The sequence below is a fragment of the Kitasatospora sp. McL0602 genome, assembly GCF_052076145.1.
Lineage (GTDB): Bacteria > Actinomycetota > Actinomycetes > Streptomycetales > Streptomycetaceae > Kitasatospora.
On sequence record NZ_CP197246.1, the window covers coordinates 486,197 to 511,111 of the forward strand.

19 protein-coding genes and 3 rRNA genes are annotated in these 24,915 nt (G+C 68.7%); 12 read left to right on the forward strand and 10 right to left on the reverse strand.

The window, feature by feature from the left end:
* Positions 1-11 precede the first annotated feature (11 nt).
* The 4 genes from pgsA to ACR68M_RS02340 all read right to left on the reverse strand — a co-directional run bounded on the left by pgsA (position 12) and on the right by ACR68M_RS02340 (position 5,856).
* The gene (pgsA, locus tag ACR68M_RS02325) at positions 12-623 is read right to left on the reverse strand and encodes a CDP-diacylglycerol--glycerol-3-phosphate 3-phosphatidyltransferase (protein WP_441248679.1); all 612 of its coding nucleotides are present in this window, start codon (positions 621-623) and stop codon (positions 12-14) included.
* A 99-nt stretch (positions 624-722) separates the two neighbouring features.
* A 5S ribosomal RNA gene (gene rrf, locus ACR68M_RS02330) occupies positions 723-839 on the reverse strand.
* Between the two features lie 86 nt (positions 840-925).
* Positions 926-4,049, reverse strand: a 23S ribosomal RNA gene (locus ACR68M_RS02335).
* A gap of 287 nt (positions 4,050-4,336) precedes the next feature.
* Positions 4,337-5,856, reverse strand: a 16S ribosomal RNA gene (locus ACR68M_RS02340).
* The 16S, 23S and 5S rRNA genes sit together here, the layout of an rRNA operon.
* Before the next feature lie 677 nt (positions 5,857-6,533).
* Between ACR68M_RS02340 and ACR68M_RS02345 the strand changes: the two genes are divergently transcribed.
* Both ACR68M_RS02345 and ptsP read left to right on the forward strand, forming a co-directional pair.
* A complete protein-coding gene (locus ACR68M_RS02345) occupies positions 6,534-6,983 on the forward strand; it encodes a PTS sugar transporter subunit IIA (RefSeq protein WP_441248680.1) in 450 nt (149 codons plus the stop codon).
* Between the two features lie 151 nt (positions 6,984-7,134).
* On the forward strand, positions 7,135-8,805 hold the full coding sequence (gene ptsP / locus ACR68M_RS02350) for a phosphoenolpyruvate--protein phosphotransferase (RefSeq protein WP_441248681.1): 1,671 nt from the start codon (positions 7,135-7,137) through the stop codon (positions 8,803-8,805).
* 59 nt (positions 8,806-8,864) lie between these two features.
* Here ptsP and ACR68M_RS02355 read toward each other — a convergent pair whose 3' ends face one another.
* A complete protein-coding gene (locus tag ACR68M_RS02355) occupies positions 8,865-10,883 on the reverse strand; it encodes an acetoacetate--CoA ligase (RefSeq protein ID WP_441248682.1) in 2,019 nt (672 codons plus the stop codon).
* A 122-nt stretch (positions 10,884-11,005) separates the two neighbouring features.
* Entirely contained in the window at positions 11,006-11,536 is a 531-nt protein-coding gene (locus ACR68M_RS02360; RefSeq protein ID WP_441248683.1) for an NUDIX domain-containing protein, read from the reverse strand.
* Positions 11,537-11,617: 81 nt separating this feature from the next.
* On the opposite strand from ACR68M_RS02360, the gene mmuM reads away from it, so the two are divergent.
* The 7 genes from mmuM to ACR68M_RS02395 all read left to right on the forward strand — a co-directional run bounded on the left by mmuM (position 11,618) and on the right by ACR68M_RS02395 (position 19,781).
* Positions 11,618-12,547, forward strand: coding sequence for a homocysteine S-methyltransferase (mmuM, locus tag ACR68M_RS02365; protein WP_441248684.1), 930 nt, complete (start codon positions 11,618-11,620; stop codon positions 12,545-12,547).
* A gap of 117 nt (positions 12,548-12,664) precedes the next feature.
* Positions 12,665-13,429 carry an IclR family transcriptional regulator gene (locus tag ACR68M_RS02370; RefSeq protein WP_441248685.1) on the forward strand — a complete coding sequence of 255 codons (765 nt, stop codon included), beginning with the start codon at positions 12,665-12,667 and terminating at the stop codon, positions 13,427-13,429.
* Positions 13,430-13,767: 338 nt separating this feature from the next.
* Complete coding sequence (locus ACR68M_RS02375) at positions 13,768-14,487, forward strand: MIP/aquaporin family protein (RefSeq protein ID WP_441248686.1); 720 nt, start codon at positions 13,768-13,770, stop codon at positions 14,485-14,487.
* 123 nt (positions 14,488-14,610) lie between these two features.
* Positions 14,611-16,137, forward strand: coding sequence for a glycerol kinase GlpK (gene glpK, locus ACR68M_RS02380; protein WP_441248687.1), 1,527 nt, complete (start codon positions 14,611-14,613; stop codon positions 16,135-16,137).
* 148 nt (positions 16,138-16,285) lie between these two features.
* Positions 16,286-17,881 (forward strand): FAD-dependent oxidoreductase, encoded by a 1,596-nt coding sequence (locus ACR68M_RS02385; protein ID WP_441248688.1) that lies wholly within the window; start codon positions 16,286-16,288, stop codon positions 17,879-17,881.
* Between the two features lie 132 nt (positions 17,882-18,013).
* A complete protein-coding gene (locus ACR68M_RS02390) occupies positions 18,014-18,982 on the forward strand; it encodes a TauD/TfdA family dioxygenase (protein ID WP_441248689.1) in 969 nt (322 codons plus the stop codon).
* A 19-nt stretch (positions 18,983-19,001) separates the two neighbouring features.
* The gene (locus ACR68M_RS02395) at positions 19,002-19,781 is read left to right on the forward strand and encodes a sulfite exporter TauE/SafE family protein (protein ID WP_441251494.1); all 780 of its coding nucleotides are present in this window, start codon (positions 19,002-19,004) and stop codon (positions 19,779-19,781) included.
* Positions 19,782-19,838: 57 nt separating this feature from the next.
* Here ACR68M_RS02395 and ACR68M_RS02400 read toward each other — a convergent pair whose 3' ends face one another.
* Together ACR68M_RS02400 and ACR68M_RS02405 are read right to left on the reverse strand one after the other, a co-directional pair.
* Positions 19,839-21,230: a GntT/GntP/DsdX family permease gene (locus ACR68M_RS02400; RefSeq protein WP_441248690.1), complete on the reverse strand. Its 1,392-nt coding sequence runs from the start codon at positions 21,228-21,230 to the stop codon at positions 19,839-19,841.
* The gene (locus tag ACR68M_RS02405; protein WP_441248691.1) at positions 21,227-21,766 is read right to left on the reverse strand and encodes a gluconokinase; all 540 of its coding nucleotides are present in this window, start codon (positions 21,764-21,766) and stop codon (positions 21,227-21,229) included. The genes ACR68M_RS02400 and ACR68M_RS02405 overlap by 4 nt, the downstream gene beginning before the upstream one ends.
* A gap of 153 nt (positions 21,767-21,919) precedes the next feature.
* Between ACR68M_RS02405 and ACR68M_RS02410 the strand changes: the two genes are divergently transcribed.
* Together ACR68M_RS02410 and ACR68M_RS02415 are read left to right on the forward strand one after the other, a co-directional pair.
* Positions 21,920-22,612, forward strand: a complete 693-nt coding sequence (locus ACR68M_RS02410) for a FadR/GntR family transcriptional regulator (protein ID WP_441248692.1) — start codon at positions 21,920-21,922, stop codon at positions 22,610-22,612.
* A gap of 63 nt (positions 22,613-22,675) precedes the next feature.
* Positions 22,676-22,984 carry a hypothetical protein gene (locus ACR68M_RS02415; RefSeq protein ID WP_441248693.1) on the forward strand — a complete coding sequence of 103 codons (309 nt, stop codon included), beginning with the start codon at positions 22,676-22,678 and terminating at the stop codon, positions 22,982-22,984.
* A gap of 32 nt (positions 22,985-23,016) precedes the next feature.
* On the opposite strand, the gene ACR68M_RS02420 is transcribed toward ACR68M_RS02415, so the two are convergent.
* Entirely contained in the window at positions 23,017-24,105 is a 1,089-nt protein-coding gene (locus ACR68M_RS02420) for an NADH:flavin oxidoreductase/NADH oxidase (protein ID WP_441248694.1), read from the reverse strand.
* A 110-nt stretch (positions 24,106-24,215) separates the two neighbouring features.
* On the opposite strand from ACR68M_RS02420, the gene ACR68M_RS02425 reads away from it, so the two are divergent.
* Positions 24,216-24,548: an ArsR/SmtB family transcription factor gene (locus ACR68M_RS02425; protein WP_441248695.1), complete on the forward strand. Its 333-nt coding sequence runs from the start codon at positions 24,216-24,218 to the stop codon at positions 24,546-24,548.
* 30 nt (positions 24,549-24,578) lie between these two features.
* Here ACR68M_RS02425 and ACR68M_RS02430 read toward each other — a convergent pair whose 3' ends face one another.
* Positions 24,579-24,914 (reverse strand): ArsR/SmtB family transcription factor, encoded by a 336-nt coding sequence (locus ACR68M_RS02430; protein WP_441248696.1) that lies wholly within the window; start codon positions 24,912-24,914, stop codon positions 24,579-24,581.
* Position 24,915: the final 1 nt, after the last annotated feature.

Below are 24,915 nucleotides of genomic sequence, written 5' to 3' on the forward strand. Positions count from 1 at the left end.
AGACTCAGCTCTCAGACCGCGGTGCGGGCGCTCGCCTTGACGATGCGACGGGCCTGGATCGCGTACAGGATGCCCGACCACCAGTAGAGGGTCGTACCCCACCAGATGAACGCCCAGCTCACGATGCCGGCAATCGTCGCGAGCCAACCCTCGCCGTCACCGATCAGCAGCAACGGAAACGCGTACATCAGATTGAAGGTCGCGGCCTTGCCGAGAAAACTCACCTGCAGAGGCCCGTACCCGTACTTCGCCAGAACCGGCAGCAACGACGCGATGAACAGCTCGCGCGCCAAAAGAATCGCCGTCACCCACCACGGCAGAATCCCCCGCCAGGTCAACCCCAGCAGCGTCGACAGCACGTACAACCGGTCCGCAGCCGGGTCCAGAATCTGCCCGAGCCGGCTGATCTGCCCCCACCGCCGGGCCAACTTCCCGTCCAGGTAGTCGCTGATCCCGCTCAGCATCAGCACCAGGATCGCCCAGCCGTCAACCTTCGGCCCGCCGAATTCCGGCCAGAGGATCAGCCACAGGAAGATCGGCACACCCACCAGCCGAGCCATGCTCAACAGGTTCGGAATGGTGAGGACGCGGTCCGTCTGAACGCGCGTCTCCTGGACCTCCACCTGAGGGCCTCCTGTACGGTACGACAACTCTGCGGCACTGACCTTACAGCAGAAAAGCCCCCCATCCGTTCCCGGATGAGGGGCTTCTCTTGAAAGATTGTTCGGCGGCGTCCTACTCTCCCACAGGGTCCCCCCTGCAGTACCATCGGCGCTTTGAGGCTTAGCTTCCGGGTTCGGAATGTAACCGGGCGTTTCCCTCACGCTATGACCACCGAAACACTATGAAACCGTTGACCGCACCACACCCGTGACCTACGGTGTGGGGTCGTTGTTTCAGAACAACACAGTGGACGCGAGCAACTGAGGACAAGCCCTCGGCCTATTAGTACCGGTCAGCTCCACCCCTTACAGGGCTTCCACATCCGGCCTATCAACCCAGTCGTCTACTGGGAGCCTTACCCTCTCAAGGAGGTGGGAACATTCATCTCGAAGCAGGCTTCCCGCTTAGATGCTTTCAGCGGTTATCCCTCCCGAACGTAGCCAACCAGCCATGCCCTTGGCAGGACAACTGGCACACCAGAGGTTCGTCCGTCCCGGTCCTCTCGTACTAGGGACAGCCCTTCTCAATATTCCTACGCGCACAGCGGATAGGGACCGAACTGTCTCACGACGTTCTAAACCCAGCTCGCGTACCGCTTTAATGGGCGAACAGCCCAACCCTTGGGACCTACTCCAGCCCCAGGATGCGACGAGCCGACATCGAGGTGCCAAACCATCCCGTCGATATGGACTCTTGGGGAAGATCAGCCTGTTATCCCCGGGGTACCTTTTATCCGTTGAGCGACGGCGCTTCCACAAGCCACCGCCGGATCACTAGTCCCTGCTTTCGCACCTGCTCGACCCGTCGGTCTCACAGTCAAGCTCCCTTGTGCACTTACACTCAACACCTGATTGCCAACCAGGCTGAGGGAACCTTTGGGCGCCTCCGTTACTCTTTAGGAGGCAACCGCCCCAGTTAAACTACCCACCAGACACTGTCCCTGATCCGGATCACGGACCCAGGTTAGACATCCAGCACGACCAGAGTGGTATTTCAACGACGACTCCACAACAACTGGCGTTGCTGCTTCAAAGTCTCCCACCTATCCTACACAAGCCGAACCGAACACCAATATCAAGCTATAGTAAAGGTCCCGGGGTCTTTCCGTCCTGCTGCGCGAAACGAGCATCTTTACTCGTAATGCAATTTCACCGGGCCTATGGTTGAGACAGTCGAGAAGTCGTTACGCCATTCGTGCAGGTCGGAACTTACCCGACAAGGAATTTCGCTACCTTAGGATGGTTATAGTTACCACCGCCGTTTACTGGCGCTTAAGTTCTCAGCTTCGCCACACCGAAATGTGACTAACCGGTCCCCTTAACGTTCCAGCACCGGGCAGGCGTCAGTCCGTATACATCGCCTTACGGCTTCGCACGGACCTGTGTTTTTAGTAAACAGTCGCTTCTCGCTGGTCTCTGCGGCCGGCCCCAGCTCACCGAGTAAATCGGATCACCAGTTCCGGCCCCCCTTCTCCCGAAGTTACGGGGGCATTTTGCCGAGTTCCTTAACCATAGTTCACCCGAACGCCTCGGTATTCTCTACCTGACCACCTGAGTCGGTTTGGGGTACGGGCCGCCATGAAACTCGCTAGAGGCTTTTCTCGACAGCATAGGATCATCCACTTCACCACAATCGGCTCGGCATCAGGTCTCAGCCTTAATGAGTGACGGATTTGCCTATCACTCGGCCTACACCCTTACCCCGGGACAACCACCGCCCGGGTTGGACTACCTTCCTGCGTCACCCCATCGCTCACCTACTACCCTGTTGGGTCAGCGGCTCCACCACGTCCCATTGTCCGAAGACTCCGGGCCGGCTTCACGGCTTTAGCATTCAGAGGTTCGACGTTGGCGCTTCAAAGCGGGTACGGGAATATCAACCCGTTGTCCATCGACTACGCCTGTCGGCCTCGCCTTAGGTCCCGACTTACCCTGGGCAGATCAGCTTGACCCAGGAACCCTTGGTCAATCGGCGCAAGAGTTTCCCACTCTTGTATCGCTACTCATGCCTGCATTCTCACTCGTGAACCGTCCACAACTGGATTCCTCCGCTGCTTCACCCGGCACACGACGCTCCCCTACCCATCACAGCAGGCGTTGGCCCTTAATGCTGCAATGACACGACTTCGGTGGTGTGCTTGAGCCCCGCTACATTGTCGGCGCGGAATCACTTGACCAGTGAGCTATTACGCACTCTTTCAAGGATGGCTGCTTCTAAGCCAACCTCCTGGTTGTCTCTGCGACTCCACATCCTTTCCCACTTAGCACACGCTTAGGGACCTTAGTCGGTGTTCTGGGCTGTTTCCCTCTCGACCATGGAGCTTATCCCCCACAGTCTCACTGCCACGCTCTCACTTACCGGCATTCGGAGTTTGGCTAAGGTCAGTAACCCGTTGAGGCCCATCGCCTATCCAGTGCTCTACCTCCGGCAAGAAACACGTGACGCTGCACCTAAATGCATTTCGGGGAGAACCAGCTATCACGGAGTTTGATTGGCCTTTCACCCCTAACCACAGGTCATCCCCCAGGTTTTCAACCCTGGTGGGTTCGGTCCTCCACACGGTCTTACCCGCGCTTCAACCTGCCCATGGCTAGATCACTCCGCTTCGGGTCTTGGGCGTGCAACTCACTCGCCCTATTCGGACTCGCTTTCGCTACGGCTACCCCACACGGGTTAACCTCGCTACACACCGCAAACTCGCAGGCTCATTCTTCAAAAGGCACGCAGTCACGAGACAGATGGGCAAGCCCACTGTCCGACGCTCCCACGGCTTGTAGGCACACGGTTTCAGGTACTATTTCACTCCGCTCCCGCGGTACTTTTCACCATTCCCTCACGGTACTATCCGCTATCGGTCACTAGGGAATATTTAGGCTTAGCGGGTGGTCCCGCCAGATTCACACGGGATTTCTCGGGCCCCGTGCTACTTGGGAGAAGCTCAAGCAAGCCGTACAGATTTCGTCTACGGGGGTCTTACCCTCTACGCCGGACCTTTCGCATGTCCTTCGACTACCCATACGGTTTCTGACTCGCCGACCGGCCGGCAGACCGATCAAGAACTTTCCCACGACCCCGCACTGGCAACCCCTGCCGGGTATCACACCAGAACGGTTTAGCCTCATCCGGTTTCGCTCGCCACTACTCCCGGAATCACGGTTGTTTTCTCTTCCTGAGGGTACTGAGATGTTTCACTTCCCCTCGTTCCCTCCACACACCCTATGTGTTCAGGTGCGGGTGACAGCCCATGACGACTGCCGGGTTCCCCCATTCGGAAACCCCCGGATCAAAGCCTGGTTGACGGCTCCCCGGGGACTATCGCGGCCTCCCACGTCCTTCATCGGTTCCTAGTGCCAAGGCATCCACCGTGCGCCCTTAAAAACTTGGCCACAGATGCTCGCGTCCACTGTGCAGTTCTCAAACAACGACCAGTCACCCACCCTCAGCACACCTTGCGGCACACCTCGAGTAGGACCGGCATCTCTGAAGCAACAACCACCGAAGTGGCCGTTCCCTCAGGACCCAACAACGTGCCCGACACACCCGACCGATAACCCGCCTTCCACGCCCCGAAGGACAGTACTAACGGAACCAACCGTGTGTGCCGAATAGTCAACGTTCCACCCATGAGCAACCGTGCGAGACATTCGCTCGCATCCGGCTATGTGCTCCTTAGAAAGGAGGTGATCCAGCCGCACCTTCCGGTACGGCTACCTTGTTACGACTTCGTCCCAATCGCTGGTCCCACCTTCGACGGCTCCCTCCCAAGGGTTAGGCCACCGGCTTCGGGTGTTACCGACTTTCGTGACGTGACGGGCGGTGTGTACAAGGCCCGGGAACGTATTCACCGCAGCATGCTGATCTGCGATTACTAGCAACTCCAACTTCATGGGGTCGAGTTGCAGACCCCAATCCGAACTGAGGCCGGCTTTTTGGGATTCGCTCCGCCTCGCGGCATCGCAGCCCTTTGTACCGACCATTGTAGCACGTGTGCAGCCCAAGACATAAGGGGCATGATGATTTGACGTCGTCCCCACCTTCCTCCGAGTTGACCCCGGCAGTCTCCTGTGAGTCCCCATCACCCCGAAAGGCATGCTGGCAACACAGAACAAGGGTTGCGCTCGTTGCGGGACTTAACCCAACATCTCACGACACGAGCTGACGACAACCATGCACCACCTGTATACCGACCACAAGGGGGCGACCATCTCTGGCCGTTTCCGGTATATGTCAAGCCTTGGTAAGGTTCTTCGCGTTGCGTCGAATTAAGCCACATGCTCCGCTGCTTGTGCGGGCCCCCGTCAATTCCTTTGAGTTTTAGCCTTGCGGCCGTACTCCCCAGGCGGGGAACTTAATGCGTTAGCTGCGGCACCGACGACGTGGAATGTCGCCAACACCTAGTTCCCACCGTTTACGGCGTGGACTACCAGGGTATCTAATCCTGTTCGCTCCCCACGCTTTCGCTCCTCAGCGTCAGTAATGGCCCAGAGATCCGCCTTCGCCACCGGTGTTCCTCCTGATATCTGCGCATTTCACCGCTACACCAGGAATTCCGATCTCCCCTACCACACTCTAGCCTGCCCGTATCGAATGCAGACCCGAGGTTAAGCCTCGGGCTTTCACATCCGACGTGACAAGCCGCCTACGAGCTCTTTACGCCCAATAATTCCGGACAACGCTCGCACCCTACGTATTACCGCGGCTGCTGGCACGTAGTTAGCCGGTGCTTCTTCTGCAGGTACCGTCACTTGCGCTTCTTCCCTGCTGAAAGAGGTTTACGACCCGAAGGCCTTCATCCCTCACGCGGCGTCGCTGCATCAGGCTTTCGCCCATTGTGCAATATTCCCCACTGCTGCCTCCCGTAGGAGTCTGGGCCGTGTCTCAGTCCCAGTGTGGCCGGTCGCCCTCTCAGGCCGGCTACCCGTCGTCGCCTTGGTAGGCCATTACCCCACCAACAAGCTGATAGGCCGCGGGATCATCCTGCACCGCCGGAGCTTTCCACCAACCCCCATGCGGAGGAAGGTCATATCCGGTATTAGACCTCGTTTCCAAGGCTTGTCCCAGAGTGCAGGGCAGATTTCCCACGTGTTACTCACCCGTTCGCCACTAATCCACCCGGAGGCTTCATCGTTCGACTTGCATGTGTTAAGCACGCCGCCAGCGTTCGTCCTGAGCCAGGATCAAACTCTCCGTGAATGATGTCCCGTAATCGGGTAGCACTCGCGTTGAGCGGCACGGCGACCCACCGGAATAGGTGGCCCCGTGCACTGCGTCCTCGCTGTGTTTTGTTACTAAAGGAATCTCCAACCCGGAACGCCGAAACGATCCAGGCCGGGGATGTCAACATATCTGGCGTTGACTTTTGGCACGCTGTTGAGTTCTCAAGGAACGGACGCTTCCTTCAAGCTGCTCTCGCAAGCTCTCCGGGCGCTTCGTTCGTGATTCGAGCTTACCAGATCCGTTTGCCTGGTCTTAACCAGGATTTTGCGGAACCGACTCGCAATCTTCATCGCTGCGTTGCGGCGACTCGACAAACCATAGCCCTTCCCGGCTCGAGTGCCTAATCGAGCCGCGCCACCCGTCACTCGATCGGCGTAGCTCTGGGCGTTGGGGCGGTGGGGTCGGGGCGATCGTGCCTCCTCACCCTGATGCCGTAGAGTGCGGCACATCGACCAAGAGGACTAGACCACTTGGGCTCGCAGAGGTAGACAACCGTTGGTACGACGGCGTTGTCGGGCCGTGGCGGCGTGTCAGCAGTGCTGGCGAGGCATCCCGGCTGCCTTGTGGGCCAGTTGCGATATGTCCGTAGTTGACATGATTTAGGCTTCAGCCGATGTCGCACCCGCCGTACTCCGCACCCGGGAGGCTCCCCCATGACCACTGTCACCTCGCCGCTGGCCGGTCGCGCCGTTGGGCTCACTGCTGTGCCTGACCCTGTCTTTGCCGGCGCGATGGTGGGCCCTGGCACCGCCATCGACCCCGTTCGCGAACTGACCGACGCGGTGGCTCCGGTCGACGGGCTTGTCGTGTCGATGCACCCGCACGCGTTCGTCGTGGTGGACGAGAACGGGCACGGGGTACTGACCCACCTGGGGATCGACACCGTGCAGCTGAACGGCGAGGGCTTCGAACTGCTGGTCAGCAAGGGCGACACCGTGAAGCGCGGCGACGCCGTCATCCGCTGGAACCCGGCCGCCGTCGAGGCTGCGGGCAAGTCGCCGATCTCGCCGATCATCGCGCTCGAGGCCGCGCCCGACGCGCTGGGCTCGGTGGTCGAGGCCGGAGACGTGAAGGCCGGGGAAGAGCTCTTCCACTGGAACTGACCCCGGTGGAACTGACCCTGGCTCGGCGGGGCTGACAGCACCCGGCGGACCCCTGCGCCGTCCCACGCCCTGCGTGGGACGGTTGCGTCACTCACGGAACAACACCAGCGCGGCCCGACCGGCCGGAGGCCGGTGAAAGGAACTCACAGTCATGGAACAGGCCCTGCGAGGCGTAGGTGTCAGCCACGGTGTCGCGATCGGCCAGGTGCGGCACATGGGCACCGCCGTCCTGGAGCCGGTCGCGAAGCAGATCCCGGCCGAGGAGGCTCCGCGGGAGCAGGCTCGGGCGCAGGCTGCCGTGGACGCCGTCGCGGCGGACCTGATCGCGCGCGGCAATCTGGCCGGTGGCGAGGCGCAGGCGGTGCTGGAGGCCCAGGCGCTGATGGCGCAGGACCCGGAGCTCATCGCCGACGTCAACCGGCGGATCACCGTCGGCAGCAGCGCCGAGCGCGGTGTCTACGACGCGTTCGCCGCGTACCGGGCGCTGCTCGCGGCGGCCGGGGAGTACCTGGCCGGACGGGTCGCGGACCTGGACGACGTGCGGAACCGGATCGTCGCGCGGCTGATGGGCGTGCCGATGCCGGGTGTGCCGGACAGTGACGAGCCGTACGTGCTCTTCGCGCGTGACCTCGCTCCGGCCGACACCGCGCTGCTCGACCCGACGCTGGTGCTGGGGTTCGTGACCGAGGAGGGTGGGCCGACCAGCCACAGCGCGATCCTCGCGCGGGCGATGGGGGTGCCGGCCGTGGTCGCGCTGCCCGGGGCGACGGAATTGGCCGAGGGTGTCGTCGTCGCGGTCGACGGCAGCACCGGCGAGGTGTTGATCGAGCCGTCCGAGGAGAAGAAGGAGGAGCTGCGCCGCCAGGCCGCCGAGCGCAAGGCCGCGCTCTCCGCCTCCTCCGGGCCGGGGCAGACCTCGGACGGGCACAAGGTGCCGCTGCTGGCGAACGTCGGTGGCCCGGGTGACCTCCCGGCGGCGCTGGATGCCGGGGCCGAGGGTGTCGGGCTGTTCCGTACCGAGTTCCTCTTCCTTGACGACTCGGCGAAGGCGCCGAGCGAGGAGAAGCAGATCGAGGCGTACCGGAAGGTCCTGGAGGCCTTCCCGGAGGGCCGGGTCGTCGTGCGGGCGCTGGACGCCGGGGCCGACAAGCCGCTGGACTTCCTGACCCCGGCGGACGAGCCGAACCCTGCGCTCGGTGTGCGGGGGCTGCGGACGCTGCTGGAGAACCCTGCGGTCATGCAGACGCAGCTGCGGGCGCTGGCGAAGGCGGCCGAGGGGCTGCCGGTGCACCTCGAGGTGATGGCGCCGATGGTGGCCGACCGGGTGGACGCGAAGGCGTTCGCGGACGCCTGCCGGGAGGCCGGGCTGCAGGCGAAGTTCGGCGCGATGGTGGAGATCCCCTCGGCCGCGCTGCGGGCCCGCTCGATCCTCCAGGAGGTCGAGTTCCTGTCGCTGGGGACGAACGACCTCGCGCAGTACACCTTCGCCGCCGACCGCCAGGTCGGTGCGCTGGCCCGGCTCCAGGACCCGTGGCAGCCCGCGCTGCTCGACCTGGTCGCGCTCAGCGCGGACGCCGCGCGGGCGACCGGCAAGAGCTGCGGGGTGTGCGGCGAGGCCGCGTCCGACCCGCTGCTGGCCTGTGTGCTGACCGGGCTCGGGGTGACCAGCCTGTCGATGGGCGCGGCGTCGATCCCGTACGTGCGGAGCGCTCTCGCGAAGTACACGCTGGCGCAGTGTCAGCGGGCTGCGGCGGCGGCCCGTGCGACGGACACCGCCGACGAGGCGCGAGCTGCGGCGGCGCAGGTGCTTTCGGGCGAGTAGCCGCCCGTAGTAGGGAGAGGGGCGCGAGGCAGAGCCTCGCGCCCCTTCGGCGTACCCGCTCAGGCTCGGCGGGTGCGGCCGAGGGTCTCGAAGAAGCGGAGGTGGTCGAGGTTGTCGACCGAGCCGGGGTTGACGGCCTGCTCCAGGGGGGTGCCGGCGAGGAGTCGCTTGACCGGGACCTCGATGCGCTTGCCGGTGAGGGTGTGCGGGAGGCCGGCCACGGTGATCACCTCGTCGGGGACGTGGCGGGGGGAGAGCTCGGTGCGCAGCGACGTGCGGATGCGGCCGATCAGGTCGTCGTCGAGGGTGGCACCGGGGGTGAGGACGACGAAGAGCGGCATCCAGTAGCCGCCGCCGGGCTCCTCGAGGCCGATGACGAGGGATTCGGCGATCTCGGGGAGGCGTTCGACGACCTCGTAGATGTCCGAGGAGCCCATCCGGACGCCCTGGCGGTTGAGGGTGGAGTCGGAGCGGCCGTGGATGACGACGGTGCCCCGGGAGGTGACGGTGATCCAGTCGCCGTGGCGCCAGATGCCGGGGTACGTGTCGAAGTAGCTGTCGTGGTAGCGGGTGCCGTCGTGGTCGTTCCAGAAGCCGGTGGGCATGGACGGCAGCGGCTTGGTGACGACGAGCTCGCCGACCTCGTCGGTGTGGGGCTTGCCGGAGACGTCCCAGGACTCGACGGCTGCGCCGAGGCAGGGGCCCTGGATCTCGCCGAGGTACACCGGGAGGGTGGGGACGCCGCCGACGAAGCAGGAGCAGACGTCGGTGCCGCCGCTGACGGAGGCGAGCCAGACGTCGGCCTTGACCTCGTCGTAGATCCACTGGAAGCCGTCGGGCGGCAGGGGCGAGCCGGTGGTGCCGAGGCAGCGGACGGCTGACAGGTCGAGGTCGCGGCCGGGGTGGAGATCGGCCTTGCGGCTCGCGATGACGTAGGCGGCGGAGGTGCCGACGACGGTGGCGCGGGTGCGGGCGGCGACGGACCAGAAGGCGCCGGTGTCGGGGTGGCCGGGGCTGCCGTCGTAGGTGACGATCGTGGACCCGACGAGGAGGCCGGCGATGAGGAAGTTCCACATCATCCAGCCGGTCGAGGTGTACCAGAGGAAGCGGTCCTCGGGGGTGAGGTCGAGGTGGAGGGCGGCCTGCTTGAGGTGTTCGAGCAGGATGCCGCCCTGGCTCTGGACGATGGCCTTGGGGAGGCCGGTGGTGCCGGAGGAGTAGAGGACCCAGAGCGGGTGCTCGAACGGGACGGGCTCGTACACCGGCTGGACGTCGGCGGCCGTCAGGTCGTCCCAGTGCAGGGCGCCCTCGGGGGCCGGGCCGCCGAGCAGCGGGATGTGGACGACGGTGCGCAGGGTGGGGAGTTCGCGGCGCAGCTCGGCGACGATCTCGGTGCGGTCGTGGTTCTTGCCGCCGTAGTGGTACCCGTCGACGGCGAAGAGGACGGCGGGTTCGATCTGCTGGAGGCGGTCGAGGACGCTGCGGGCGCCGAAGTCGGGGGCGCAGCTCGTCCAGACGGCGCCGAGGGAGGCGGTGGCGAGGAGGGCGACGGCGGCCTGCGGGATGTTGGGCAGGTAGGCGCCGACGCGGTCGCCGGGGCCGATGCCCTGGGCGCGCAGGGCGGCGGCGAGGGAGCCGACCTGGCGGCGCAGCTCGGACCAGCTGAGGGCGACGGGCTGGTCGGTGGTCTCGTCCAGGTGGAGGATGGCGGGCTGGTCGGCGCGGGCCGGGTCGTCGGCGTGGCGCAGCGCGTGCTCGGCGTAGTTGAGGCGGGCACCGGGGTACCAGCGGGCGCCGGGCATGACGGGGTCGGCGAGGACGGCCTCGGGCTCGGTGGTGAAGCGGACGTCGAACCACTGGGTGACGGCCGTCCAGAAGCGGTCGAGGTCGTCGGTGGACCAGGCGTGCAGGGCGGCGTAGCGGGCGGCGGCCTCGTCGTCGTTGCCGGTGGGTGCGAGCGGGGCGGCGGGTGCTCCGTGGTGTTCGGCGGCCCAGGCCTGGAAGGCGACCAGCTGGGTGGCGGCGGCCTTGGCGGGGTCGGGGCGCCAGAGCGGCTGTTCCTGGGTTGGGGTGCTCACGGTGGGGTCTCCCGGCCGGTGTGGTGGGGGCGGGTCGTCGGTGCTTGTGGCGGCCCGCCGTGGTGGCAGTTTCGGTCCAGACCATGCCAGGGATTCGGCGGTTGCGCCAGGGTCCGCAATGATCACGTACGGGTGTAGGCGCCGGTGTACCAGGAGTGGGCGACGCGGGTGTGGAAGGGGAAGGCGAGCTGGGTGTCGCGGGTGGCGAGCAGCCAGCCGTCGGTCTCGTCGGTGGGGACGGACGGCGGGAGGGTGGCGAGCTCGCGGGCGGGGAGCAGGCCGAAGAGGCAGAGGAAGCCGCCGGCGGCGTCGCTGTCGGTACTGACCAGGGTGAGGTCGGCGGGGTCGGCCTCGATGCCGGTCTCCTCGCGGAGTTCGCGGGCGCCGCCCTGCTGCCAGCTCTCGCCGTAGTCGATGTAGCCGCCGGGGAGGGCGAGGCGGCCGTAGCCGGGTTCGATGGTGCGGCGGATGACGAGGAGCTGCTGCTCGCCGGCCGGGAGGAGGACGGGTTGCAGAACGACCACGACGGGCAGCGGGTTGCGGTAGCTGATCGCGGCGCAGCCGGTGCAGGTGCGGGGCCAGCCGAGGGTGCCGGGCGGGTAGGGGGTGCCGCAGTGGTGGCAGTGGCTGTGGGCAGCGGGCGGTGTGGTCATGCCGTGGATGGTAGTTGGGTACGGGTGCCCGGTGGTCGGACGTGCCGTTGAGCTGGGGCGGGGCGCGCGTAGGGTGCGGGGATGGGACGTGAGCGTGGTCGTGGGGTGTCGGGCGTGGGTGGGTTCGTCGAGGCGTTGGCTGCCGGGCCGCTGGTGCTGGACGGGGGGCTGTCGAACCAGTTGGCGGATGCCGGGCACGATCTGTCGGACGAGCTGTGGTCGGCGCGGCTGCTGGCGGACGAGCCGGAGGCGATCGTGCGGGCGCATGCCGGGTATTTCGCGGCGGGCGCGGAGGTCGCGATCACGTCGAGCTACCAGGCGAGTTTCGAGGGGTTCGCGCGGCGTGGGGTGGGCCGGGCGGAGGCGGAGCGGCTGATCGGGCTGAGTGTGGAGCTGGCGCGGGAGGCGGCGCGGCGGGCGCCGGGGGGCGGGGCGCGGTTCGTGGCGGCGTCGGTGGGGCCGTACGGGGCGGTGCTGGCGGACGGGTCGGAGTACCGGGGGCGGTACGGGCTGAGCGTGGACGAGTTGGAGCGGTTCCACCGGCCTCGGTTGGAGGTGCTGGCGGCAGCGGGGCCGGATGTGCTGGCGCTGGAGACGGTGCCGGACGCGGACGAGGCGCGGGCGCTGCTGCGGGCGGTGCGGGGGCTGGGGGTGCCGGCCTGGCTGTCGTACAGCGTGGCCGGGGGGCTGACGCGGGCGGGGCAGCCGTTGGCGGAGGCGTTCGCGTTGGCGGCGGAGGCCGAGGAGGTGGTGGCGGTGGGGGTGAACTGCTGCACCCCGGAGGATGCGGATCACGCCGTTCGGGTGGCGGCGGAGGTGACGGGGAAGCCGGTAGTGGTCTACCCGAACAGTGGTGAGCGGTGGGACGCCGAGGCTCGGGCCTGGGCCGGGGGGTGGAGCTTCCGGCCGGAGGCGGTGGCGGGGTGGGTCGAGGACGGTGCTCGGCTGGTGGGCGGGTGCTGCCGGGTGGGGCAGGAGCAGATCGCGGGTTTGGCCCGGCTGGTGGGGTGAGGCCCGGGGAGGTGACAGCTACCGACGGGGAAGGTGCACGGCGGGGGGTTGGCCTGGCAGACTCGTGGCGTTACCCCTGCGGTCGACATTGTCGACCGCCTGTCAGCGGAGGTCCTCATGCCCGGCCCGATCCAGTCGCTCTCCCGGGCTGCCGCGATCATGCGTCTGCTGGCGGGTGGCGAGCGGCGGTTGGGGTTGTCGGAGGTGGCGACCTCGCTGGATCTCGCCAAGGGGACGGCGCACGGCATTCTGCGGACCCTCCAGCAGGAGGGTTTCGTCGAGCAGGACCCGGAGAGCGGGAAGTACCAGCTGGGCGCGGAGTTGCTGCGGCTGGGCCAGAGCTACCTGGACGTGCACGAGCTGCGGGCGCGGGCGCTGGTGTGGGCCGACGACCTGGCGCGGGCCAGTGGTGAGACGGTCTACCTGGGGGTGCTGCACCAGCAGGGGGTGCTGATCGTGCATCACGTCTTCCGGCCGGACGACACCCGGCAGGTGCTGGAGGTGGGCTCGATGCAGCCGCTGCACAGCACGGCGCTGGGCAAGGTGCTGCTGGCGTACGACCCGGTGGCGCGCGGTGAGCTGGGTGACGGGCCGTGGGAGTCGTACACCTCGAGGACGCTGACGCAGGCGGCCGAGATCGACGCGGAGTGTGCGCTGATCCGGGAGCGTGGCTGGGCGGACGTGATCGAGGAGACCTGGGAGGGTGTCGCCTCGATCGGTGCGCTGATCCAGGACCGGCGGCGCAACCCGGTCGGGGCGGTGTGCATCAGCGGGGCGGTGGAGCGGGTCTGCGAGGACGGCTTCGTCCGGCCTTCGCTGGTGGCCTCGGTGCGCAGCGCGGCGCGGGCGATCTCGCGGGACTTGGGCGCCGGCCGCTTCTGAGTGTCTTTCAGTGACCCGCCCCGGGGGCGGACGGGCTGTCGCCTGTCCGCCCCCGGGCGTTTTGTCATGGTTTTGAGCTATTCGGCTGATAGTTTCACCGGAAGCTTCCCGTCACTGTGAGTGATGAGTCACAGGAAGGTCACCCGGCCTTGACGTAGGCAGGACGAAAGAGCAAGCTTCCGCATGACGGTCGACATTGTCGAACGCTGGCCGGAGATCACCGACCGGCACCGTCAGGGTGTGACCCCGGGACGGGACACACCCACTTGCGGACTCCCCCGCCGCACAGCACCTCTCTCCCCCCACCTGCTCCAGGCCATACGGACAAAGGAGTCTTTGTGTCCGCGTTCTCCAACGGCGACATCTTCGTCGGCGAAACCCTCGGCACCGCCGCCCTGATACTTCTCGGCGGTGGCGTCTGCGCCGCCGTCACGCTGAAGAAGTCGAAGGCCGTCAACGCCGGCTGGCTCGCCATCACCTTCGGCTGGGGCTTCGCGGTGATGATCGCCGCGTACATGGTGGCCCCGAAGTCCGGCGCCCATCTGAACCCGGCCGTCACCTTCGCCATCGCCGTGCAAAGCGGCGACTGGAGCAAGGTGCCGCTCTACATCGGCTCCCAGCTGCTCGGCGCGATGATCGGCGCCGTCCTCGTCTGGCTCACCTACCTGGGCCAGTTCCAGGCCAACGAGGAGCCCACGCTCGGCATCTTCTCGACCGGGCCCGAGGTGCGTAACCCCGTCCAGAACCTGATCACCGAGATCATCGCGACCATGGTGCTCTGCATGGCCATCCTCACCCAGGGCCTCACCAAGGGTGTCGGCCTCTCCGGCGTCGGCGTGCTGCTCACCGCCTTCACCGTCGTCGGCATCGGCCTCTCGCTCGGCGGCCCGACCGGCTACGCGATCAACCCCGTCCGTGACCTCGGGCCGCGCATCGTGCACTCGCTGCTGCCGATCCCGAACAAGGGCGGCTCCGACTGGTCGTACGCGTGGATCCCGGTCGCCGGGCCCGTCATCGGCGGCCTGCTCTCCGGTCTGCTGTACAACGCCGCTTTCTGACGGCGCTGGTACGTCACCTTCTAAAGCCCGGGTTTGCCCCGACGCGCTATACGGGGACTGAACCATGCGTCAGGCAGACCGGACCCCGCCCACCCGAAACCCTCACTCCGAGCCGAGGACCTCATGACCACCCAGCTCACTGGCAACTACATCGCCGCGATCGACCAGGGCACCACGTCGAGCCGCTGCATCATCTTCGGCGCGGACGGCCGGATCGTCGCCGTCGACCAGCAGGAGCACAGCCAGATCTTCCCGCAGCCGGGCTGGGTCGAGCACGACGCCGCCGAGATCTGGACGCGCGTGCAGTCCGTCGTCCGGGGCGCGCTGGAGAAGGCCGGCCTGACCAAGGACGACATCCGCGCGGTCGGCATCACCAACCAGCGCGAGACCACCGTGCTGTGGGACAAGCACACCGGCGAGCCGGTGCACAACGCGCTGGTCTGGCAGGACACCCGCACCGAGGCGCTCTGCCGCGAGCTGGGCCGCAACGTCGGCCAGGACCGCTTCCGCCGCGAGACCGGCCTGCCGCTGGCCAGCTACTTCGCCGGCCCGAAGATCCGCTGGCTGCTGGACAACGTCGAGGGCCTGCGCGAGCGCGCCGAGGCCGGGGACATCCTGTTCGGCACCATGGACACCTGGGTGATCTGGAACCTCACCGGCGGGGTGAACGGCGGCAAGCACATCACCGACGTCACCAACGCCTCGCGCACCATGCTGATGAACCTGGGCACCCTGGCCTGGGACGAGAAGATCGCCGAGTCGATGGGCGTGCCGATGGCCGTCCTGCCGGAGATCCGCTCCTCCGCCGAGGTCTACGGCCTGGCCACCGGCGACCTCGACGGCGTGCCCGTCGCCGCCGCGCTCGGCGACCAGCAGGCCGCGCTCTTCGGCCAGACCTGCTTCGACGAAGGCGAGGCCAAGTCGACCTACGGCACCGGGACCTTCCTGCTGCTGAACACCGGCGAGAAGATCGTCAACTCCTACCACGGCCTGCTGACCACCGTCGGCTACCGGATCGGCGACCAGGCCCCGGTCTACGCCCTGGAGGGCTCGATCGCCGTCACCGGCTCGCTGGTGCAGTGGCTGCGCGACCAGCTCGGCATCATCTCCACCGCCGCCGAGATCGAGACGCTGGCCTCCACGGTCGAGGACAACGGCGGCGCGTACTTCGTCCCCGCCTTCTCCGGCCTGTTCGCCCCGTACTGGCGCTCCGACGCCCGCGGCGTGATCGCCGGTCTGACCCGGTACGTCACCAAGGGCCACCTGGCCCGCGCCGTACTGGAGGCCACCGCCTGGCAGACCCGCGAGGTCGTCGACGCGATGGAGAAGGACTCCGGCGTCACGCTGACCGCCCTCAAGGTGGACGGCGGCATGACCTCCAACAACCTGCTGATGCAGAACATCGCCGACGTCCTGGACGCGCCGGTCGAGCGGCCGTACGTGGCCGAGACCACCGCGCTGGGCGCCGCCTACGCGGCCGGCCTCGCGGTCGGCTTCTGGCCGGACCTGGACACCCTGCGGGCCAACTGGCACCGCGCCGCCGAGTGGACCCCCCGGATGGACGAGGCCACCCGCGAGCGCGAGTACAAGAAGTGGCTCAAGGCCGTGGAGCGCACCATGGGCTGGGTGGAGGAGGACGAGGACAACTGATCGCACCGCCGGTCGGGGCCCAGCAGCCCCGGCCGGCCCTGCTCGTACCCGGCCCCGACCAGGGCCGGAGCCGGTCTCCCCCGGAGGCCGTACCGCACACCCGAGAGGAGAAGCGGCGCCGCCCGCACCGAGCGCCGCAACACACACCATGGCAAGCTTCCCGACCCTGGGTGCCGGACGCAGCACCGGCCACACCGCCTCCCGTGCCGAGACCCGCGAGCAGCTGGGCAAGGCCACCTACGACCTGCTGGTGATCGGTGGTGGCATCCTCGGGACGGCCACTGCCTGGACGGCCGCCCAGTCGGGCCTCAAGGTCGCCATGGTGGACGCGGGCGACTTCGCCGGTGCCACCTCCAGCGCCTCCTCCAAGCTCGTCCACGGCGGGCTGCGCTACCTGCAGACCGGCGCGGTCAAGCTGGTCGCGGAGAACCACAAGGAGCGCCGGGTGCTCTCCACCGACGTGGCGCCGCACCTCGTCAACCCGCTGACCTTCTTCGTGCCCGTCTACAAGGGCGGCCCGCACGGCGCGACCAAGCTCGGCGCCGGTGTCTTCCTCTACTCCGCGCTCTCCGCCTTCCGGGACGGCATGGGCCGGGTCTCCACCGCCGCGCACGCCGCCCAGCAGGTGCCCGCGTTGCGCACCGAGGGCCTGCGCTCCGTCGCGGTCTACGGCGACCACCAGATGAACGACTCGCGCGTCGCCGTCATGACGGTGCGCGCGGCCGTGGACGCGGGCGCCGTGGTGCTCAACCACGCCGAGGTGACCGGCCTCCGCTTCACCGGCACCCGGGTGACCGGCGCCGAGCTGAAGGACCGTCTGGACGGCACCGAGTTCGGTGTCAGCGCCCGCCTGGTGCTCAACGCCACCGGCCCCTGGGTCGACCACCTGCGCAAGATGGAGGACGCGGGCGCCGCGCCCTCCATCCGCCTCTCCAAGGGCGCGCACGTCGTCGTCAAGCGCCGCACGCCCTGGCGCGCCGCGCTGACCATCCCGATCGACAAGTACCGCGTCTCCTTCGCCATCCCGTGGGAGGACCACGTCCTCCTCGGGACGACGGACGAGGAGTACACCGGCGACCCGCAGGACGTGCGCGCCACCGAGGCCGACATCGACCAGATCCTGGGCGAGGCCGGGCACGCCATCCGCGACGAGCACCTCGACCGGGACCTCATCACCTACGCCTTCGCCGGCCTGCGGGTGCTGCCGGGCGGGCCGGGCGACACCGCCGCCGCCAAGCGCGAGACGGTCGTCACCGAGGGCCGCGGCGGCATGCTCTCCGTCGCGGGCGGCAAGTGGACGACCTACCGTCACATCGGCCGCACCGTGCTGGAGAAGCTCGCGCACGTGCCCGGCACCGGGCTGGCCGAGGACATGTCGGCCATCCCCGCGACCGTGCCGCTGCCGGGTGTCGGCGCGCCGAACGCCGTCGCGCACCGCCTGCTGATCGACCGTGAGCCCGGCTCGCGGATGGAGCCGCTGGTCGCCAAGCACCTGGCCAGCCACTACGGCACGCTCTCCTTCGAGATCGCGCGCCTGATCGCCGAGCACCCCGAGCTGGGCGAGCCGATCCACCCGGACGGCCCGGACGTCTGGGCGCAGGTCGCGTACGCCGCCGACAGCGAGTGGGCGTACACGCCGGACGACGTGCTGCGCCGCCGCACCACCATGACGGTGCGTGGGCTGGACACGCCGGAGATCAAGGAGCAGGTCGCCGAGTTCCTGGCGAAGCGCAAGCAGGTCTGACACCGACACGCCCGAGCGACACGCCCGGTGGACCCAGGGGAAGCCCCCTGGGTCCACTTTTTTGCTCAAGAGAAGCTCAAATATCATGAAACCTGATCATGAATAGGCATTACTTCTCTAGTCTTGTCGCACGTGTATCCAATATCAGGAACCAACGTCCACCTGCCCGATGACGCGAGAACCACGGTCGCCGAGACCCTGCGCTCGCTGCCCGATCTCGGCGCGGCCCTGCCCGACACCGACCCCGGGCTCTACCTCGAACACGGCGCCAAGCTGCTGCGCAACTGCCTCCCGGCGCAGACCCTCGACGCGCTCGCCGAGTGGCGCCACCGGCCCACCCCCTGGCTGACCGTCACCAACCTGCCGGGGACGGGCGGTGAGATCCCCACCCCGCAGGACGGCTTCTGCGACGAGAGCCTCGTCACCGGGCCCAACCTGGTGCACTTCGGCCTGCTGCGCCTGCTCGGCCTCTCCCCCGTCGCCTACCGCTGGGAGAACGAGGGGCGGCTGATCCGCAACGTCGCCCCGCGCGCCGACCGCGCCCGCACCAACACCTCCTGGGGCTACGCCCAGCCGCTGGACTGGCACACCGACGACTCCGTGCTCGACCACGGCCCCGGGGCCGGCGCCGCCGAGGCCATCCCGCACTTCCTCTCCTTCTACGGCATGCGCAACACCGAGGCGGTGCCGACCGACCTGCTCGACATCGACAGCGTGCTCGCCGCCCTGCCCGACTCGACCGCCGAGGCCCTGCGGCGCGCCGAGTACGACGTCACCGCCCCCGAGTCCTACCGCGCCGACGACGACGGCCGCCCGCTCACCCGGGACGCCGTGCCGATGGTCTGGACGCTGCCCGACGGCAGCCCCGCCCTGCGCTACGGCCCCGAGCGGATCACCGGCCGCACCGAGGAGGCCCGCGCCGCGCTCGCCGCGTTCGAGGCCCGGATCGCCGGGATGGACGGCACGCCCGTGCTGGTCGAGGCCGGTGGCTTCCACATCTTCGACAACCGCCGGGTGATGCACCGCCGGGTGCCGTTCACCCCGGCCGAGGCCGGGCAGGCCCGCTGGCTGCGCCGCTGCTACGCGCTGGGTGCACTGTGAGGATCGCCCGGGGGTGCCCGTGCCCGACATCTCGCTGACGACACTCGCCCTGCTCTGCATCGCCGCCGCCGGGGCCGGGTGGATCGACGCCGTGGTCGGCGGCGGCGGGCTGATCCAGCTGCCCGCGCTGCTGGTCGGCCTGCCGCACCTGCCGACGGCGTACGTGCTGGGCACCAACAAGGCGGTGGCGATCGTCGGCACCAGCGCCGCCGCCGTCACCTACACCCGCCGGACCAGGATCGACGTGCGGACGGCGGTGAAGATCGGCGTGGCGGCGGCGGGCGGCTCGCTCGTCGGGGCGTTCTTCGCCGCCGGGATCAACAGTGCGGTGCTGCGCCCGGTGATCATGGTGGTGCTGCTCGTCGTGCTGGCCTCCGTCCTGCTGCGGCCGGCCTTCGGGTCGGCTCCGGCCGGCGAGCCGGCCACCCGGCAGCGGGTGCTGACCGCGATCCTGCTGGCCGGGGCGGGCATCGGCTTCTACGACGGCCTGATCGGGCCCGGCACCGGGACCTTCCTGGTGATCGCGCTCGTCGCGATCCTCCAGCTGGACCTGGTGGAGGCCTCGGCGACCACCAAGATCGTGAATGTCTGCACCAACCTCGGGGCGCTCGCGATGTTCGGCTACCAGGGCACGGTGCTCTGGCAGCTGGCACTGATGATGGCGCTGTTCAACCTGGCCGGCGGGCTGGTCGGGGCGCGGATGGCGCTCAAGCGGGGCACCGGGTTCGTCCGGGTGGTGCTGGTGGTCGTGGTGGTGAGCCTCGTGATCAAGCTCGCCCATGACCAGTGGTTCGCCTGAGCCACTGGCCCGGGGGTGCGGTGCACCCGCGCCCCCGGTCCCGTTCCCGTTCCCGGTTCAGACGAGCAGACCGAGCGGGAGGATCAGGGCGATGGCCACCACCGAGATGACGGTCTCCATGACCGACCAGGACTTCAGCGTCTGACCGACGCTCATCCCGAAGTACTCCTTCACCAGCCAGAACCCCGCGTCGTTGACGTGCGAGAAGAACAGCGACCCGGCACCGATCGCCAGCACCAGCAGCGCCGAGTGGGTCGAGGTCATACCGACGGCCAGCGGGGCGACGATCCCGGCGGCGGTGATGGTCGCGACGGTCGCCGAGCCGGTGGCGAGGCGGATCAGGACCGCGATCAGCCAGCCCAGCAGCAGCGCGGAGACGTGCCACTTCGCGGACCAGGAGCTGACGGCGTCGCCGACACCCACGTCGATCAGGGTCTGCTTGAAGCCGCCGCCCGCGCCGACGATGAAGACGATGCCCGCGATCGGGCCGAGCGACTTCTCGACGGTGGAGGAGATCCGCGCCTTGGTGAACCCGGCCGCCCGGCCGAGCGTCAGCATGCCCAGCAGCACGGCGGCGAGCAGCGCGATCAGCGGCGAGCCGACGAAGTCCAGCACCCGCTGCGGCACCGCCTTCGGGTCGTCGATCACCACGTCCGCCAGGGCCTTGCCGAGCATCAGCACGACCGGCAGCAGGATGGTGGCGAGCACCGCGCCGAAGGCGGGCGTGTGCTCGCGCTGCTCGGTCTCGGGCCGCGCCGTCTCCGCGGGGAGGGCCAGCGGGCCGACCCAGCGCTCGGCGACGCGGGCGAAGAGCGGGCCGGCCACGATAAGCGTCGGCACGGCGATCAGCAGGCCGAGCGCCAGCGTCACGCCCAGGTCCGCCTTGAGGGCGTCGACGGCGACCAGCGGGCCCGGGTGCGGCGGCACCAGCCCGTGCAGGACGGAGAGCCCGGCGAGGGCCGGGATGCCGACCCGCATCAGCGGCAGGCCGCCGCGCCGGGCGACCAGCAGCACGATCGGGACCAGCAGCACCACGCCGACCTCGAAGAACAGCGGCAGGCCGAGCACGGCCGCGATCAGCGCCATCGCCCAGGGCAGCATCCGGCGGCTGGAGCGGGCCAGCACGGTGTCCGCGATGATGTTCGCCCCGCCGGAGTCGGCGAGCAGCTTGCCGAGCATCGCGCCGAGGCCGATCAGCAGGCCGACGCCGCTGACGGTGGCTCCGAAGCCGGTGACGAAGCTGCTGGTGAGCCTGTCGAACGGCGCGCCGGCGACGGCCGCGAGCACGCCGGAGCCGAGGGTGAGAGCGAGGAAGGGGTGCAGCTTCAGCTTGGTGATCAGCAGCACGATGACGCCGATGGCGAGCAGCACGGCGCAGAGCAGTCGGCCGTCACTGCTGGTGTGGGGCAGGGCCGGTGGGGCGGCCGCGAGGAGGGCGGGGAGCGTCACGCGAGGTCTCCATTGACGGGCCGGAGCGCTGCTTCGGCCATCTCGACGAGCTGTGCGGGGGTGCGGTCGACGTCCAGCACGGTGCCGTGCTCGTCCGGCTGGAGCGGTTCGAGCGCGGCGTACTGGGAGTCGAGCAGCGAGGCGGGCATGAAGTGCCCGGCTCGGTGGGCGAGGCGGCCCTCGACCAGGGCGTGGCCGCCGCTGAGGTGCAGGAAGAACGCGTCCGGGCAGTGCGTCCGCAGGGTGTCGCGGTACTGCCGCTTGAGCGCCGAGCAGGCGACGACGCCGCCCTCCCCCGCCGCCCGTCGCTCGCCGAGCCACCCGGCGAGGGCGGCCAGCCAGGGGGCCCGGTCGTGGTCGTCCAGGGGGGTGCCGGCCGCCATCTTGGCGATGTTGGCGGGTGGGTGGAAGTCGTCGGCCTCCGCGTACGGGAGGCCGAGCCGCTCGGCGAGCTGCCGGGCGACGGTCGTCTTCCCCACTCCCGAGACGCCCATCACGACGACGGCGGGCGGGCGGTTCTCGGCGCTGAGAGCCATGGGGTGGTGCTCCTGTTCTCGGACCGACCGGTCTTGCCTGGTCGATGCAACCTTGGCTTAAAGGTATGACTTATTCAAGACGGCGAAACCCAATCGTCATACTTTTAAGATTCGGTCCGGGGTCGCACGGTGATCGGCCTCTAATCTGGGGCAATGGACATCCAGGGCCTGCCCGGCCGACTCCTCGCCGATCTCGGACCAGCCATCGCGTCGGGCGAGATCCCCGTCGGGTCGGTCCTGCGGGCCGAGGAGCTGGAGGAGCGGTACGGGGTGTCCCGGACGGTCGTCCGGGAGGCCGTGCGCATCCTGGAGTCGATGCGGCTGGTCGAATCCCGGCGGCGGGTCGGCATCACCGTGCAGCCGAAGGAGAGTTGGGACGTCTTCGACCCGCTGGTGATCCGCTGGCGCCTGGCCGGGGCCGACCGGGCCGCGCAGTTGCGCTCCCTGGGCTCGCTACGGGCCGCCGTCGAGCCGGCCGCCGCCGCACTGGCGGCCCGTCGGGCGACCGACGACCAGCGGCGCGAACTCAGCGCACTGGCCGTCGAGTTGACCGTCAGCGCGCGGGCCGCCGATCTGGAGACCTTCCTCCGGCACGACATCGCCTTCCATGCGACCGTCCTGCGGGCCTCGGGCAACGAGATGTTCGCCCACCTCGGCGACACCGTCGGCGCCGTCCTGACCGGCCGCACCGAGCACCAGCTGATGCCGCACCAACCCCGGCCCTACGCCGTGCAGTTGCACCGCGAGGTCGCCGAGGCGATCTGCGCGGGCGACCCGGAGCAGGCCGAGCGGGCGATGCGGACGATCGTGGTGGGGGCGATGGAGGAGCTGGACGCGACTCTCTGAAGCCCCGCGCGCCCGGATAGTGCAGGCCCGAGCTGGGCAGGCTGGTGGCATGGGGGGTCGCCGATGAAGGATGTACGGCGTCGGCGGCTGGCCGACGAGGTGCGGGCCGCGGCCGTGCGGGCGTGGCTGTTCTTCTCCTGCACGGTGGTCGCGCTGATCGTCGCGACGCTCGCCTCGGTGGCGCGGAGCCCGCTGCTGACGCCCGCGCTGCTGTGCACCGCGCTGGGGGTGTTCGGGACGGCGTGGGGGCTGCTGGACATCGTGATCTCGCGTCAGATCGCGGCGCAGCGCAGGCGCGGGCCGAACTCGGCCTCGCCGTTGGCGGGGAGCCGGGCGCCGAAAGACCTGCGCGATCGGTCCGCACCCCCGTAGCGGACCGATCGCGCAGGTGGCCGGGGCGGGCCCTACTGGACGGCCCGGCCGTACTGGGCGGGCCAGCGGGCGGGGGCACCGAGTTCGCGGGCGGCGCGGTGCGGCCAGTACGGGTCGCGGAGCAGCTCGCGGCCGAGCAGGACGACGTCGGCCTGGCCGGTGGCGACGAGCGACTCGGCGTGGGCCGGGTCGGTGATCAGGCCGACGGTGCCGGTGGGCAGGCCGGTGGCGGTGCGGACCTGGGTGGCGAACGGGGTCTGGTAGCCGGGCTCGGCGGGGATGTGGATGCCCGGGGCGATGCCGCCGGTGGAGGTGTCGAGCAGGTCGACCCCGGCGGCCTGGAGCTCCTTGGCGAGCCGGACGGTGTCCTCGCCCGTCCAGCTCGGTGCGCCGTCGATCCAGTCGGTGGCGGAGGTGCGGTAGAGCAGCGGCAGGTCGTCCGGCCAGACGGCGCGGACGGCGGCGACGACCTCCAGGGCGAAGCGGATGCGGTTCTCGAAGGACCCGCCGTACTCGTCGGTGCGGTGGTTGGAGACCGGGGAGAGGAAGGAGTGGATCAGGTAGCCGTGCGCGCCGTGGATCTCGACGGCGCGGAAGCCGGCCGCGAGCGCCCGCCGGGCGGAGTCGGCGAACGAGACGGCGATCTCGCGGATCTCACCGGTCGTCAGCTCGTGCGGGGCCGGGGAGCCGTCGGTGTCGAACGGCACCGCCGACGGGCCGACGGGCTGCCAGCCGCCCTGCTCGGCGGTCAGGTACCCGCCGCCCTGGCCGGGCCGGTCGGTCGAGGCCTTGCGCCCGGCGTGGCCGAGCTGGATGGCGGGCACGGCGCCGTGCTGGGTGACCAGCGCGGCGATCCGGGCCAGCTGCTCCTGCTGGCGGTCGTTCCAGAGCCCGAGGTCGTACGGGGAGATCCGGCCCTCGGGGCGGACGGCGGTGGACTCGACCAGCAGCAACCCGGCGCCTCCGGCGGCGCGGGCGCCCAGGTGGGCCAGGTGGAAGTCGGTGGCGACGCCCGTCTCGGGGCCTTCGGAGGCAGCCGAGTACATGCACATCGGCGCGAGCCAGACCCGGTTCGGCACGGTCAGCGACCGGAGGGTGATCGGCTCGAACAGGGCACTCATGGCAGCTCCTTCAGGGCGGGCCTCGACTCCTTAGTACGATAACCGACGTAGTACGAGAACTGTCAAACTACGAAGCTCATCGAACTACGATTCTTCTCGTACCATGAAGCATGACCGAGACCTGCCTCCCGGAGCCGCCGCCCGAGCAGATCCGCCTGGAGGCGGTGCTGCACGCCCTGGCCGACCCGGTACGGCTCCGCATCGTGAGCGAACTCGCCACCGGGCCGCACGAGTTGGCCTGCCAGGCATTCGGGCTGCCGGTCACCAAGTCGACCAGCACGCACCACTTCCGGGTGCTCCGCGAGGCCGGGGTGATCCGGCAGCACCGGCGCGGCACCGCCAGGATGAGCACCCTCCGGGACGCCGACCTCGAAGCACTGTTCCCCGGCCTGCTGGCCAGCGTGCTCCACGGCGTACAGGCGGAGCGGCTGCGGTCGGTCTGAACCGGGCAGCGCGCGCTCAGACCCGGGCGCTCAGACCCGGGCGTCGCCGCGCAGCTCGCCGAGGAGTTCGCGCTGGTCGGCGATCAGGTCGGTGAGGATGCTGCGGGCGGCCCGGAGCAGCTCGGCGACGTCCGGGGTACTCAGCGCGTAGACCACGGTGTTGCCCTCGCGGGTGGCGGTGACGAGCTGGGTGCGGCGCAGGACGGCGAGCTGCTGGGAGAGGCTGGAGGCCTCGATGTCGATCTCGGCGAGGAGCTCGCGGACGGGGCGCGGGCCGTCCTGGAGGAGTTCGAGGACGCGGATGCGGGCCGGGTGGCCGAGCGTGCGGAAGAACTCCGCCTTGGCCTGGTAGAGCGGCACCGGCATG

What these genes read in the sequence shown, in the direction of transcription:
- ACR68M_RS02405 (WP_441248691.1), bottom strand. Translation starts at nt 21,766, where the DNA reads ATGGCTCTCAGCGCCGAGAACCGCCCGCCCGCCGTCGTCGTGATGGGC.
- ACR68M_RS02410 (WP_441248692.1), top strand. Translation starts at nt 21,920, where the DNA reads ATGGACATCCAGGGCCTGCCCGGCCGACTCCTCGCCGATCTCGGACCA.
- mmuM (WP_441248684.1), top strand. Translation starts at nt 11,618, where the DNA reads ATGGGACGTGAGCGTGGTCGTGGGGTGTCGGGCGTGGGTGGGTTCGTC.
- ACR68M_RS02385 (WP_441248688.1), top strand. Translation starts at nt 16,286, where the DNA reads ATGGCAAGCTTCCCGACCCTGGGTGCCGGACGCAGCACCGGCCACACC.
- ACR68M_RS02430 (WP_441248696.1), bottom strand. Translation starts at nt 24,914, where the DNA reads ATGCCGGTGCCGCTCTACCAGGCCAAGGCGGAGTTCTTCCGCACGCTC.
- ACR68M_RS02415 (WP_441248693.1), top strand. Translation starts at nt 22,676, where the DNA reads ATGAAGGATGTACGGCGTCGGCGGCTGGCCGACGAGGTGCGGGCCGCG.
- ACR68M_RS02425 (WP_441248695.1), top strand. Translation starts at nt 24,216, where the DNA reads ATGACCGAGACCTGCCTCCCGGAGCCGCCGCCCGAGCAGATCCGCCTG.
- ACR68M_RS02370 (WP_441248685.1), top strand. Translation starts at nt 12,665, where the DNA reads ATGCCCGGCCCGATCCAGTCGCTCTCCCGGGCTGCCGCGATCATGCGT.
- ptsP (WP_441248681.1), top strand. Translation starts at nt 7,135, where the DNA reads ATGGAACAGGCCCTGCGAGGCGTAGGTGTCAGCCACGGTGTCGCGATC.
- ACR68M_RS02420 (WP_441248694.1), bottom strand. Translation starts at nt 24,105, where the DNA reads ATGAGTGCCCTGTTCGAGCCGATCACCCTCCGGTCGCTGACCGTGCCG.
- glpK (WP_441248687.1), top strand. Translation starts at nt 14,611, where the DNA reads ATGACCACCCAGCTCACTGGCAACTACATCGCCGCGATCGACCAGGGC.
- ACR68M_RS02345 (WP_441248680.1), top strand. Translation starts at nt 6,534, where the DNA reads ATGACCACTGTCACCTCGCCGCTGGCCGGTCGCGCCGTTGGGCTCACT.
- ACR68M_RS02360 (WP_441248683.1), bottom strand. Translation starts at nt 11,536, where the DNA reads ATGACCACACCGCCCGCTGCCCACAGCCACTGCCACCACTGCGGCACC.